Source organism: Agarivorans sp. QJM3NY_25, assembly GCF_050870875.2.
GTDB lineage: Bacteria > Pseudomonadota > Gammaproteobacteria > Enterobacterales > Celerinatantimonadaceae > Agarivorans.
This window is the reverse complement of record NZ_CP194041.2, coordinates 1,751,265-1,764,168: the sequence shown is the minus strand read 5'-3', so window position 1 is coordinate 1,764,168 and position 12,904 is coordinate 1,751,265. Positions and strand designations below refer to the sequence as shown.

Annotated in this window: 10 protein-coding genes, 7 tRNA genes and 2 pseudogenes; 15 read left to right on the top strand and 4 right to left on the bottom strand. The window is 43.9% G+C overall.

The genetic code is table 11. The features are described from left to right. Positions 1–367: 367 nt before the first annotated feature. A pseudogene (locus ACRRSW_RS08185) lies at positions 368–922 on the bottom strand (IS4 family transposase); the annotation flags it as partial. Between the two features lie 169 nt (positions 923–1,091). Here ACRRSW_RS08185 and ACRRSW_RS08180 point away from each other — a divergent pair. Then, the gene (locus ACRRSW_RS08180) at positions 1,092–1,364 is read left to right on the top strand and encodes a GFA family protein (protein WP_432459067.1); all 273 of its coding nucleotides are present in this window, start codon (positions 1,092–1,094) and stop codon (positions 1,362–1,364) included. Here the strand turns inward: ACRRSW_RS08180 and ACRRSW_RS08175 are convergent. Beyond that, positions 1,355–1,780, bottom strand: a pseudogene (locus ACRRSW_RS08175) (IS4 family transposase); the annotation flags it as partial. The gene ACRRSW_RS08180 and the pseudogene ACRRSW_RS08175 overlap by 10 nt on opposite strands. A 169-nt stretch (positions 1,781–1,949) precedes the next feature. Between ACRRSW_RS08175 and ACRRSW_RS08170 the strand changes: the two are divergent. After that, the gene (locus ACRRSW_RS08170) at positions 1,950–2,288 is read left to right on the top strand and encodes a GFA family protein (protein ID WP_432459066.1); all 339 of its coding nucleotides are present in this window, start codon (positions 1,950–1,952) and stop codon (positions 2,286–2,288) included. Between the two features lie 359 nt (positions 2,289–2,647). Here the strand turns inward: ACRRSW_RS08170 and ACRRSW_RS08165 are convergent, their stop codons facing one another. Continuing rightward, on the bottom strand, positions 2,648–3,640 hold the full coding sequence (locus ACRRSW_RS08165; RefSeq protein WP_432459065.1) for a transposase: 993 nt from the start codon (positions 3,638–3,640) through the stop codon (positions 2,648–2,650). Positions 3,641–4,027: 387 nt separating this feature from the next. Here ACRRSW_RS08165 and ACRRSW_RS08160 point away from each other — a divergent pair, with 387 nt between their 5' ends. The 11 genes from ACRRSW_RS08160 to ACRRSW_RS08110 all read left to right on the top strand — a co-directional run bounded on the left by ACRRSW_RS08160 (position 4,028) and on the right by ACRRSW_RS08110 (position 8,870). Then, positions 4,028–4,327 (top strand): GNAT family N-acetyltransferase, encoded by a 300-nt coding sequence (locus ACRRSW_RS08160; RefSeq protein ID WP_439037774.1) that lies wholly within the window; start codon positions 4,028–4,030, stop codon positions 4,325–4,327. 579 nt (positions 4,328–4,906) lie between these two features. Next, positions 4,907–5,533 (top strand): 50S ribosomal protein L25/general stress protein Ctc, encoded by a 627-nt coding sequence (locus ACRRSW_RS08155; RefSeq protein WP_432459062.1) that lies wholly within the window; start codon positions 4,907–4,909, stop codon positions 5,531–5,533. Then, a complete protein-coding gene (pth, locus tag ACRRSW_RS08150; protein WP_432453701.1) occupies positions 5,533–6,123 on the top strand; it encodes an aminoacyl-tRNA hydrolase in 591 nt (196 codons plus the stop codon). Before ACRRSW_RS08155 ends, pth begins: the two co-directional genes overlap by 1 nt. A 23-nt stretch (positions 6,124–6,146) precedes the next feature. Next, positions 6,147–7,238, top strand: coding sequence for a redox-regulated ATPase YchF (ychF, locus tag ACRRSW_RS08145; RefSeq protein WP_432459061.1), 1,092 nt, complete (start codon positions 6,147–6,149; stop codon positions 7,236–7,238). Positions 7,239–7,919: 681 nt separating this feature from the next. Beyond that, positions 7,920–7,996: transfer RNA gene (locus ACRRSW_RS08140), tRNA-Met, on the top strand. Positions 7,997–8,033: 37 nt separating this feature from the next. After that, a tRNA-Leu gene (locus ACRRSW_RS08135) sits at positions 8,034–8,118 on the top strand. 26 nt (positions 8,119–8,144) lie between these two features. Then, positions 8,145–8,219, top strand: a tRNA-Gln gene (locus ACRRSW_RS08130). Positions 8,220–8,337: 118 nt separating this feature from the next. Then, positions 8,338–8,412, top strand: a tRNA-Gln gene (locus tag ACRRSW_RS08125). Between the two features lie 146 nt (positions 8,413–8,558). Beyond that, a tRNA-Met gene (locus ACRRSW_RS08120) sits at positions 8,559–8,635 on the top strand. A gap of 37 nt (positions 8,636–8,672) precedes the next feature. Next, positions 8,673–8,757 (top strand) — tRNA-Leu (locus tag ACRRSW_RS08115). A gap of 38 nt (positions 8,758–8,795) precedes the next feature. Further along, positions 8,796–8,870 (top strand) — tRNA-Gln (locus tag ACRRSW_RS08110). A gap of 109 nt (positions 8,871–8,979) precedes the next feature. Here the strand turns inward: ACRRSW_RS08110 and ACRRSW_RS08105 are convergent. Then, positions 8,980–10,134 carry an FAD-dependent monooxygenase gene (locus ACRRSW_RS08105; RefSeq protein ID WP_432459060.1) on the bottom strand — a complete coding sequence of 385 codons (1,155 nt, stop codon included), beginning with the start codon at positions 10,132–10,134 and terminating at the stop codon, positions 8,980–8,982. A 218-nt stretch (positions 10,135–10,352) separates the two neighbouring features. Between ACRRSW_RS08105 and miaB the strand changes: the two genes are divergently transcribed. Continuing rightward, positions 10,353–11,780, top strand: a complete 1,428-nt coding sequence (gene miaB / locus ACRRSW_RS08100) for a tRNA (N6-isopentenyl adenosine(37)-C2)-methylthiotransferase MiaB (RefSeq protein ID WP_432461104.1) — start codon at positions 10,353–10,355, stop codon at positions 11,778–11,780. A gap of 65 nt (positions 11,781–11,845) precedes the next feature. Then, positions 11,846–12,904 carry a PhoH family protein gene (locus tag ACRRSW_RS08095; RefSeq protein WP_432453704.1) on the top strand — a complete coding sequence of 353 codons (1,059 nt, stop codon included), beginning with the start codon at positions 11,846–11,848 and terminating at the stop codon, positions 12,902–12,904.

Genomic DNA, 12,904 nt, shown 5'->3' with positions numbered 1-12,904 from the left:
GTGCTTGGGGTAGCCACAGGGCGGGAGCATACTTTGATGGATTTATAACCCAAAGAAGACTCGTGCCCGATAATCGTCGCTCCATCCCGCTTTCTTCAACTTCACTTTGTGGATAAGACTATGTAAGACTATGGACATCCATGATAAGAAACATGGAGACAGCAACACCAATTGTTAAAGTATTTCCACTGCTATTATTAATTGTCATGCCGATTAACGGCTAAATTTACCGTTTTAGTGAGTTCCCATTGTTCACTGAGCTACAAGACTATGGACATCCATGATAAGAAACATGGAGACAGCAACACCAATTGTTAAAGTAATTCCACTGCTATTATTAATTGTCATGCCGATTAACGGCTAAATTTACCGTTTTAGTGAGTTCCCATTGTTCACTGAGCTGATAACAAACTTCTCCCCGCAACTTACCCAACCAATACCACCTATAAGAGGCCAGCTCTCTAAACCAAGTATTACGGTATCCCGATCCGTCACTATCAGCGGTGTACACATTGGCTAGCTCGGATAGGAACTGATGATGATTACATGGTGCATTGTAATCGTTGAACTCGAAGGTGCGTTCATACAAGGTAATAGAGCAGCCTTTTATTGAGACAGAAGCGCGTAATGTCATCATTCGTCATTGCTCACGTACATCAGCCCAATCGACCAAGACCACAGGCATGGGATTAGCCCCGCAAATCTGCCGAGCATGCCATTGGTATATGGCTAAACATTCACGATTTAGAGGGTGATTACCGAGCAAGCGGTCCATACGTTTAATACAGTGTTTAAGTTCGGTTGTGCTATTGCGCCCGAGTTCAGTGAGAGACAATTTGTCGCAATCCAAGAGTGATGTAGGGGCAACCATCAGAGAGTTAAGGTGTTTTTTGTGAATATAAGGGCACAGCCCAATAAGCATTTAGTGTAGAATTTCAATTTCGCACATCCCGAAAGCCTCCGCGCAGGATTTGATAAAAAAGGTTTTTGGCGAAATCAATTTGCTTAAACAACGGGGGGCACGTCTACTTATATGAATTTCCAAGGGATTATCTAAATTGCGGTGTTAGGTGAATACAGAGAATTATCGAATGGAATTAAAGTGTCACTGTGGAAACGTTAGTTTAACATTAAGTTCGCTCCCTAAAGAAGTTGGCGAATGTAACTGTTCTATTTGTCGTCGTTATGCTGCGGCTTGGGCGTACTTTTCTCCAGAGCAAATTCAAATCAATATGAATGAGAAAACTGCTTTTTATTATTGGGGAGACAAAGAAGTAACAAGACTATGGACATCCATGATAAAAAACATGGAGACAGTAACACCAATTGTTAAAGTAATTCCACAAGACTATGGACATCCATGATACACACTGGCTAGCTCAGATAGGAACTGATGATGATTACATGGTGCATTGTAATCGTTGAACTCGAAGGTGCGTTCATACAAGGTAATAGAGCAGCCTTTTATTGAGACAGAAGCGCGTAATGTCATCATTCGTCATTGCTCACGTACATCAGCCCAATCGACCAAGACCACAGGCATGGGATTAGCCCCGCAAATCTGCCGAGCATGCCATTGGTATATGGCTAAACATTCACGATTTAGAGGGTGATTACCGAGCAAGCGGTCCATACGTTTAATACAGTGTTTAAGTTCGGTTGTGCTATTGCGCCCGAGTTCAGTGAGAGACAATTTGTCGCAATCCAAGAGTGATGTAGGGGCAACCATCAGAGAGTTAAGGTGTTTTTTGTGAATATAAGGGCACAGCCCAATAAGCATTTAGTGTAGAATTTCAATTTCGCACATCCCGAAAGCCTCCGCGCAGGATTTGATAAAAAAGGTTTTTGGCGAAATCAATTTGCTTAAACAACGGGGGGCACGTCTACTTATATGAATTTCCAAGGGATTATCTAAATTGCGGTGTTAGGTGAATACAGAGAATTATCGAATGGAATTAAAGTGTCACTGTGGAAACGTTAGTTTAACATTAAGTTCGCTCCCTAAAGAAGTTGGCGAATGTAACTGTTCTATTTGTCGTCGTTATGCTGCGGCTTGGGCGTACTTTTCTCCAGAGCAAATTCAAATCAATATGAATGAGAAAACTGCTTTTTATTGTTGGGGAGACAAAGAAGTAGAGTTTCATCGTTGCAACTCATGTGGCTGCCTGACGCATTACGTAACAACGCAGAAATGCTCCGAAAATATCTTGGCGGTCAATATGAGAATGGCTGAAAATGAAGTACTTTCAAATATTCCAGTTCGCAAGATCGATGGTGCATCATACTAACTCACCATACAAGGCGTTTAAAAAGAGCATGAAGAGCATAGACATCCATGATAAGAAACATGGAGACAGCAACACCAATTGTTAAAGTAATTCCACTGCTATTATTTAGTTCTCTGGCTATTGTCATGCCGATAAAAGAGCATAGACATCCATGATAAGAAACATGGAGACAGCAACACCAATTGTTAAAGTAATTCCACTGCTATTATTTAGTTCTCTGGCTATTGTCATGCCGATTAACGGCTAAATTCACAGTAGGTGACTCGGTTTGATGATTTCTGGGCCAATGCACGCCTCAGCAAGGTATCACCACCGATACAAGACTGATGATTGAGGGTGGTTCGAAAGTAAGCTCGCGCTTAAGCGCGATTTAGCAAACGTTTGCTGCAACTTAAACCGGCCGTTCGTTGATGTCCCATATGCTGATGGTATTCCCTGAGCAAGCGCTCTTGACCGACTGCCCCAGAAAAGTGTCGTTCAAACTCACCGCTTAAAGTCAGCCACTGCGCTTCATTTATCCCTAAGCGTTGGATGATGGAACTTTCTCCACTGTCGATGTAACCCCGTTTATCTTCTCTTACCATGCGTCCGGTCATATCGACTAACTCAAGGTAGTCTTTCAGCTCAAAGGGTAAGCCTTGGGGCATCGGCTCTCTTGGGTTACCCACAAAGGGAAACAGGTTTGTTGCCTGGGCTTGTTTTAGCTGAGCGGCTTTTGCTCGTCGCTGTACGCTGGTATGGGCCGAGTCCTCTGGTGTACTTGCCATCTTGGCTCTGATGGGGTTTAGGTCTACGTAAGCCATACACGCCATGAGTGCGGCTTCATCCAAAAGCGCTTGGGATTTAAAGCGTCCTTCCCAAAATCGACCGGTACATTGGTCTTCTTGATTGGCGGCTCGCGCAATGTGTTCGTTTAAATGGCGCATAAACCAGCTTAAATCATACAGGCGAGTCCGATACACTTCGGCGGTGGCGCGAATGGCTTGTAGTTGCACCTCACTCAACTGCGGACGTAATTCAAGGTTGAGATACATCTGAGTCAGTAAGGTGCCCTGATGCAAGCTATGCCAGCGTTCTAACACTTCATCCATTGACCAAGCTTCTGCTTGAGCCCTATCGATATGCAATACAACATGCGAGTGGTTACTCATGACAGCATAAGCACAAACATCAATCGCGAACACCGACGCTAATTTGAGCAGATAATCTTCGACCCACTGGCGGCGGTGCTCATAGCTTTTGCCGGTTTGTTGCTCTTCGCCACACAGAAACGCCCGCCGAACACAACGCGAAACACAATGATAGTAGGGTGTATCTGATAAGCTCACCTGCGAGCGTCTTGACCGAGGCATAATAATAACTCCCCAAATAAATAACTATTGATAGTTTAGACTGTAATAAATATTTCGTTAGTTTGGGTGTCTTGCTTTCTCTCTTGCTTTCTCTCGCTCAAGATAGTCGATGAGTTTTTTGATTTCGCATATTCATCCCAAAACACAACACTATGTGGCTATTCATGGTGATAAATCGTTAGTAAAATAACGTTTTGAAATTTAAGGATCCGTAAAAACACCATGATTATTATAAGAAATCACCAGAAAACAGATGCATCAGAAACGTGGAAACTGAAGTATCACACGATCCGAAATATAAACATCAATGATTATTCTCTAGAGCAGGTAACTGCCTAGGCTCCTGATAACTTAGACATGATTGTTTGGCAAAAGCGAGTGGATGATATGAATCCTTTTGTCGCAGAACTAAATGGGAAAATAGTCGGTTTCGCAGACTTGCAACAGGATGGATATATTGATCATTTTTTCTGTCATGCAGGATATCAAGGTATCGGCGTGGGTAGATTATTAATGGAGCGCTTATTTGCTAAAGGGCGCTCGGAAGGTATAAAGCGTTACTACTCACAGGTGAGTAAAACAGTCCGACCATTTTATGAACACTTTGGCTTCTGTGTCGTAAAAAAACAGAAAGTAGACATTAATGGACAGTTGTTAACTAACTTTGTAATGGAAAAAATTAACTAAAAGGTTACCGCATGCATTTTATCTGCATTGGCGTGCAAGTTATCGCAATTGATTTTTGAGTATGCTATGAACGTTGTCCTAAAGCTTTCATTGATAGCACCACTGAAAAGTAATGCTATTCTGCTTTTTGGGATACTAAAAAGCAGAAAGACAGATTTCATACAAGCAGCCAAACTCGTTTTGTACAAATACGTATTAGCTGAGTATCACTTTGAAACCTAAGGCGTAGAGCTAATCAAGTGTACAAAGCGTCATTTTGAGCTTATCAGTCACAATTTTAATTAAATACTAGTATCTAGATACTTTGAGTGTTCTTCAACCCTCTCACAAACTTAGTATAAAAATAAGGTGTTTTGAACGTCTTACACCGCCTAGAGTGGCCTCACAAACTTAATTCAATGGATACAGTAACAGATTAACCGTGCTTTTTTATTGGCTTTCAAAAAGCTCAATGGTAGAATGCCGCGCCTTTTGAATTGAAGTAATGACGTATGATGCATTCTTTCACTCATTCAATGAGGTACTGGTTAGGGTTTGGTCGCGAAACCTTAGCCTCATTTATTTATTTGGAGAAACACAATGTCTAATATCAAACTTGACGCTGAACTGCGTACTGACTTGGGGAAAGGTGCGAGCCGCCGCCTACGTCACGCAGATAAAGTTCCTGCTATCGTATACGGTGCAGGCCAAGAGCCTGTTTCAATTACGCTTGAGCAGCGCCATGTAATGAAAGCTCAAGAAGCGGAAGCTTTTTACTCAAGCATCATTACTGTAAACGTTGCTGGCACGGCCGTAGACGTGCTAGTAAAAGACATGCAGCGCCATGCTTACAAACCACGTATTCAACACATCGACTTCCAACGTGTTGATAATAGCCACTCCATTACTAAATCAGTACCACTGCACTTCTTAAACGAAGATTCAGCAGAAGCAGTGAAAAATGGCGGTAAAGTACACCACCTATCAACTGAGATCGAAGTAAGCTGTTTGGCTAAAGATCTACCTGAATACATTGAAGTAGACATCGCGAACCTAGAGTTAGGTGCTTCTATTCATGTTTCAGAAATCGCTCTTCCTGAAGGCGTCGTTTCTGTTGTTCTTGGTAAAGGTGAAAACCACGACCAAGCAGTAGTTTCTATCACAATGCCTAAAGGTATCTCTGAAGAAGACGCTGCTGATTCTGAAGAAGCAGCTACTGAAGAATAGTGATAAACGAAATTCGTTTACTCGTGGGCCTGGGTAATCCAGGCCCCGAATATGCCGCGACCCGCCATAACGCTGGTGCATGGTTAGTCTCTCAACTAGCCAACAATCATCACATCCAATTAAAACCAGACAGTAAACACTTCGGATTGACCGGCCGTATTCAGTTGGCAGACCAAGAACTGCGTTTATTGATCCCCACAACGTTTATGAATCTCAGCGGTAAAGCCGTTGCATCCTTAGCTAAATTTTATCGTATCGAGCTTGAGCAAATCATGGTTGCTCACGATGAGCTTGATTTACCCCCTGGTGTCGCCCGCTTTAAAAAAGGTGGCGGACATGGCGGACATAACGGTCTGCGCGATATCATCAGTAAATTTGGCAATAACAAGGATTTTTATCGTTTACGGATAGGAATTGGACACCCGGGTCATAAAGACCGCGTTTCAGGCTACGTTTTAGGAAAAGCTCCTAAAAGCGACCAACAACAGATTGATGATGCAATTGATGAAGCGGTGCGCAGTACCGATATTTTGCTTAAAGATGGTTTAAGCAAAGCAATGAATCGATTACATAGTTACAAAGCGGGCTAAGCCCCTAGACAATAGGTAATATTATGGGATTTAAATGTGGCATCGTTGGTTTACCAAATGTGGGTAAATCAACCCTTTTTAACGCTTTGACTCAAGCCGGCATTGAAGCTGCAAATTTTCCATTTTGTACTATTGAGCCAAACACCGGCGTCGTGCCAGTACCTGATGAACGCTTAGATGCCTTGGCTGAAATTGTAAACCCACAACGCATATTACCCACCACCATGGAATTTGTAGACATTGCAGGTTTGGTTGCGGGTGCATCTAAGGGAGAAGGTTTAGGTAACAAGTTTTTAGCAAACATCCGTGAAACGGATGCCATTGGGCATGTGGTTCGTTGCTTTGAAAATGACAATATCGTGCACGTATCAGGTAAAGTTGACCCCGCAGAAGACATCGACACAATTAACACCGAGCTAGCCTTGTCTGATTTAGATACCTGCGAAAAAGCTCAGATCCGGGTCGCTAAAAAAGCCAAAGGTGGCGACAAAGAGGCCAAATTTGAGTTAGAGGTATTGGTAAAAGTACAAGCCCACCTCGAAGCTGACTTAATGCTACGTAGCTTAGACTTAAGTAAAGAAGAAAAAGCAGCCATTGCTTACATGAACTTCTTAACCGCGAAACCAACCATGTACATTGCCAACGTGAACGATGATGGTTTCGAGAATAATCCTTACTTAGATAAAGTAAAAGAGATCGCCGCGAACGAAAATGCTGCCGTAGTGGCGGTTTGTGCCGAAATAGAAAGCGAAATCGCCGAACTAGACGCAGAAGAAAAAGCCGAGTTTATGGACGAAATGGGCTTGGAAGAGCCCGGACTCAACCGAGTGATTAGAGCAGGTTACGAGTTGCTCGACTTGCAGACCTATTTCACCGCAGGCGTGAAAGAAGTGCGAGCTTGGACCGTGCCTGTTGGCGCTACAGGGCCCCAGGCAGCAGGTAAGATTCATACCGACTTTGAAAAAGGTTATATTCGCGCGGAAGTGGTTGGTTATGACGACTACATCGAATACAAGGGTGAATCTGGCGCAAAGGTAGCTGGTAAATGGCGTCAAGAAGGGAAAACTTACGTGGTTAAAGATGGTGATGTGATTCACTTCTTATTTAACGTTTAAACCTTAGAACTTCACAAAAAGCCAACCTTAGGTTGGCTTTTTTATTGTTTAATGTACTCATTCACCTTACTTACCCATGGACATAGCACCTACTTTTTACCTCAATCAATGATATTTTCTAGGCTTAGCGACCTAAGGTTAATATTTAGCTCCATAGACAAGCCTTCGATGCCTTATACCAACCTCGCTCATTATTGGTTGATTGTTGCTGGCCTAAATCCGCGCTAACTGCGTGATGTATCTTGTAATTAGAGCCATGAGTTACGGCACTTCATGCCTCGTTATCGACAGATTTATGCAGCGCAATAAGTTGCTTATATAATGAATCAGATTAGTATTAAGCCGTAAGCTGTTTGCACTCATTACACACGCTTAAACCAATCACCCCATTCAGAACGCCGAGACCATTGATGAGTTCAAACATTCACTTCGCATTCATGCCAAGACACCATCACAAGTCATAAAAATTTGAAATAATACTGTGTTCAAAATTAGCGCATATACGGGCTAAAAGGACTAATTGGCCACAAAGCAAACAGTCAAGTTGTATAAACAAGCCTCATCGCGTACACAAACTGTTCAAACAGACTTTTTTGCAGTTTTTTGGAAAAAAAACGGTTGACGCTCCTAGGACAGATACGCATAATACGCGCCGTTAACAACGCAAAGCGTCGTTCACAAGGCTATGTAGCTCAGCTGGTTAGAGCACAGCACTCATAATGCTGGGGTCGCAGGTTCAAGTCCCGCCATAGCCACCATCGTTCTCACTACCAAGAGTCTGATGTAAAACAATTTGCGGGAGTGGCGGAATTGGTAGACGCGCTAGATTTAGGTTCTAGTATCGCAAGGTGTGAGAGTTCAAGTCTCTCCTTCCGCACCATCTTTCTTGAGAAAGATACAATTTGTAGGGATATCGCCAAGCGGTAAGGCAGCGGCTTTTGATGCCGCCATTCGTTGGTTCAAATCCAGCTATCCCTGCCACCTTTTAAAGCTTGAGTATTTATACTTGAGTTAAACAACAAGAACTAAGATTCTTGGTTGTTGGTCTACACTTTAGGGTGAAGATTATCGAAACATTGTTTCGAGTGTAAGTTTCTGCAGGGATATCGCCAAGCGGTAAGGCAGCGGCTTTTGATGCCGCCATTCGTTGGTTCAAATCCAGCTATCCCTGCCACTTTTATTGTCTTCAAGTTTATCACTTGAAAATGCAGTAACTGATTAGGGTAATTTACCCAGGTAAGACAGTAAGTACTATGTCGTAGACTAGCGTTTGCTTTCCCTGCCGATAAATTTGTAGTGTTGCCTAGCAATATTACAGATGGCTATGTAGCTCAGCTGGTTAGAGCACAGCACTCATAATGCTGGGGTCGCAGGTTCAAGTCCCGCCATAGCCACCATCATTCTCACTACCAAGAGTCTGATGTAAAACAATTTGCGGAAGTGGCGGAATTGGTAGACGCGCTAGATTTAGGTTCTAGTATCGCAAGGTGTGAGAGTTCAAGTCTCTCCTTCCGCACCATTCTTCTTTAGTGAAGAAGACAATTTAAAGAGTTTTGTAGGGATATCGCCAAGCGGTAAGGCAGCGGCTTTTGATGCCGCCATTCGTTGGTTCAAATCCAGCTATCCCTGCCACCTTAAAAGGCCTGCTTTCTAGCAGGCCTTTTTTCTTTGGTCAATTCACAGCGAATAAAAAAACCTGCATCGAGCAGGCTTTCACTTGTTTAACATTTCTATTGTCTGGTTATATATCACCCAGTGCATACTTCAAGGCCCAATCTTTGATGGGACCGCTCCCCTGCGCACCTTTGATCGCCAGTTGGCGTAACCGCTGAACGGGTGTTAGGGAATTCGAGAACAGCAAATAAAATAAATCCATCCCCGTTTGCATCATCAAGTTATCAGGACGACGCCGCACATTGAAACTGCGCAAGGCCTTGCTTTTATTCGCTAAACCATAATGCTCAATTTGCGCAAGCAAGCACTTCACATCACGGTAGCCAAGATTCACGCCCTGCCCAGCCAAGGGGTTAATGGTGTGTGCAGCATCACCAATCACCACCGCACTCTGTTTCAGATAACGATTCACATGCCGGCGAGTCAATGCAAAACTGCCACTATCTAAGATCTCAATCGATCCTGGAAGTCTCGGGAACTCTGCTTCAATGCGTTTTTTAAGTTGTAATTTGTTGAGTTGCTTTAATCCACGCACAGTATCTTTGGCATCATACCAAATGAGTGCAGCATGCTGATTGGCTAATGGTAGAAAAGCTCGAGGACCGCTAGGGAAAAATTGTTGCCATGTAGCCATTTGCTGCGGAGCATCAAGTTTAACGTTAATCGCAAAACAGTCGTGGCGATAGTCCCAAGCAGTGATGCCTAAGCCCAATTGTTGACGCATACTGGAGTTTGCACCATCAGCCACCGCCAGCAGTTTGGCTGTGATCTCAGAACCATCAACCGACAACACTACACCTTCACTAGTATTACTCACTAATTGGCTTTGCTTGGCTATTCGACAAACCACACCGGAGAGTTGATTTGCCTGCCAAAGTCCCAGTTGAATAATTCGATTTTCAACCATAAAACCTAACTCAGACAAATCAAGCTGGGCAGAATCAAAAATTAATTTATCTAGAGGATCTTCCCAGACTTGTAGCTGCTGATAGGGACATACACGCATCGCGCAAATGGCGGGCCAGGCTTGTAATTGCTTTAACAATTGTACACTGGCGTGACTAATCGCACTCACCCGCAAATCGAGTGCTTGGCTGGGTTGGTAAGCCTCCGGTACATAAGACTCAATCATTAATACGCGCAAACCTTGCAAGGCAAAACCTTGAGCACTGGCAGCACCGATCATGCCGCCACCCACAACCACTACATCAAATTTTTCCACTCGAACCACATTAGCCAAATCGTTTGCAGCAAGTTTAACCCGAAGCCTAGAGTTGAAGCTAATCTTGCCGACAATAATTCAATTCGATATCAATACTCAGCACTGCTAGACGTTTTTTACCTCTCCGGCTACGAAAGCATACAATTGACGCTGGTCAGAACCAATATAAACCAGTAAAATATGCGTCCTTTTTCAACGATGTAATAATGAGTAAAACGATGGGAAATAAGCTGCATATCAAAACTTGGGGCTGCCAAATGAACGAGTATGACTCCTCTAAAATGGCCGACCTACTAGATGCGACCCATGGTTTTCAGCTAACTGAAGAAGCCAATGAAGCCGATGTACTGTTATTGAATACTTGTTCTATTCGAGAGAAAGCTCAAGAGAAAGTATTCCACCAGCTTGGCCGTTGGAAAACTCTGAAACGAAAAAATCCTAATTTGGTGATTGGCGTAGGTGGTTGTGTGGCCTCACAAGAAGGTAAAGCTATCCGCGAACGCGCACCTTACGTAGACATTGTATTTGGCCCACAAACCCTACATCGCTTGCCTGAAATGATCAAACAAGTGAAAGGTGGCGAGAAATCGGTAGTAGACGTAAGCTTCCCTGAAATTGAAAAATTTGATCGTTTGCCTGAACCTCGTGCCGAAGGCGCTACTGCCTTTGTATCCATTATGGAAGGCTGTAGTAAGTATTGTACCTTCTGTGTAGTACCTTATACCCGTGGCGAAGAAGTCAGCCGCCCCTTAGATGATGTACTCTATGAAATCGCCTCACTGGCAGAACAGGGCGTTCGCGAAGTCAACTTGCTGGGACAAAATGTAAATGCTTTCCGTGGTCTCCAGCACGACGGCAGTATCTGTAGTTTCGCCGAATTACTACGTTACGTCGCCAGCATTAATGGCATTGACCGTATTCGTTTTACCACCAGTCATCCAATTGAGTTTACTGACGATATTATCGAAGTGTATGCTGATACACCTGAATTAGTCAGCTTCTTACACTTACCGGTACAAAGCGGCGCCGATCGGATCCTCAACTTGATGAAGCGTGGCCATACTGCAATCGAATATAAATCGATTATTCGCAAACTACGTAAGGCTCGCCCTGATATCGAAATCAGCTCCGACTTCATTGTTGGCTACCCAGGTGAATCTACCGAAGACTTTGCCAATACCATGAAACTAATCGAGCAGGTTAACTTCGACATGAGCTATAGCTTTGTCTATAGCGCCCGTCCAGGAACACCAGCGGCAGATCTACCAGACGATGTGAGCGAAGCCGAGAAGAAACAACGCCTGTATATCTTGCAAGAACGGATCAACCAGCAAGCCATGCAGGTGAGTCGTCGAATGCTGGATAGCGAACAGCGGATTTTAGTAGAAGGGCCCTCGAAGAAAAACCCAATGGAATTACGTGGACGTACCGAGAACAATCGGGTGGTCAACTTCGAAGGCGGTCACCAACTGGTTGGTCAATTTGTTGATGTAAAGATCGTCGACGTATTTGCTCATTCTTTACGTGGTGAATTACTCCGAACTGAGCAACAAATGCAGTTGCGAAATGACGTCGCTCCTGCCACTATTATCGACAAAACCGATGGGCAAGCAAACCACCTAGGCGTGGCAAGCTTTACCCCTTAGTTGCAGTCTATGCTAACCCCTTAAGGAGTAGCGGCAGGTTTCTTAAAACCTGCCCATAAAACAATTTGAGTAATAAAATCAATTCCATTGAAATTTATCTGGAGCCCGCTTCCAGCCCTCGTCTCGCTCAATTATGTGGCCCTCTCGATGACAACCTCAAACAGTTAGAAAAACGCTTAGGGGTTGAAATCAGCTATCGGAATAATCAATTTCAAATTACCGGTCGTCATGGCATCTGTCTAATTACGGCGAGTATTTTGCGCACTCTTTACGTAGAGACGGCACCTCTTAAAGGTGGAGATATACCGGAGTTAAGTCCTGAAAAAGTGCACCTCGCTATTCAAGAGAGCCAAGCCCTGGAGCAAGACGAAGAAGGGAGCCCTCACTACGGCAAGCAGTTAAACATTAAGACCAAACGGGGCGTCATCAAACCACGCACCCCAAATCAAGCCACTTATATTAGCAACATGCTTGGTCACGATGTCACTTTTGGTATTGGCCCTGCTGGTACGGGTAAAACTTACCTCGCGGTAGCATGTGCGGTTGATGCCTTAGAACGTCAGGAAGTGAGACGAATTTTGCTCACCCGCCCAGCCGTTGAGGCAGGTGAAAAATTGGGTTTCTTACCCGGCGATTTAAGCCAAAAGGTTGACCCATATTTACGTCCACTTTATGACGCACTATTTGAAATGCTTGGTTTTGAAAAGGTTGAACGACTCATCGAGCGCAATGTGATTGAAGTCGCACCACTAGCTTACATGCGTGGCCGAACCCTGAATGATGCCTACGTTATTTTAGACGAAAGTCAAAATACAACTGTAGAGCAGATGAAAATGTTTTTGACTCGAATTGGCTTTAACTCGCGCGCGGTGATCACCGGAGATATTACTCAAGTCGACTTACCTCGCCATCAAAAATCTGGCTTACGGCATGCCATCGAAGTACTGAGCGAAGTGGAAGCTTTAAGTTTTAACTTCTTCCAAGCCGCAGATGTGGTACGCCATCCAATTGTCGCCGCGATCGTCGAAGCCTACGAGCAACAAGATGAACGAGACCGTATTGCAACTGAAAAACAACAGCAACGCCGTGCCACTCAGCAGCTCAATCAAACGAGTGAGCAATAA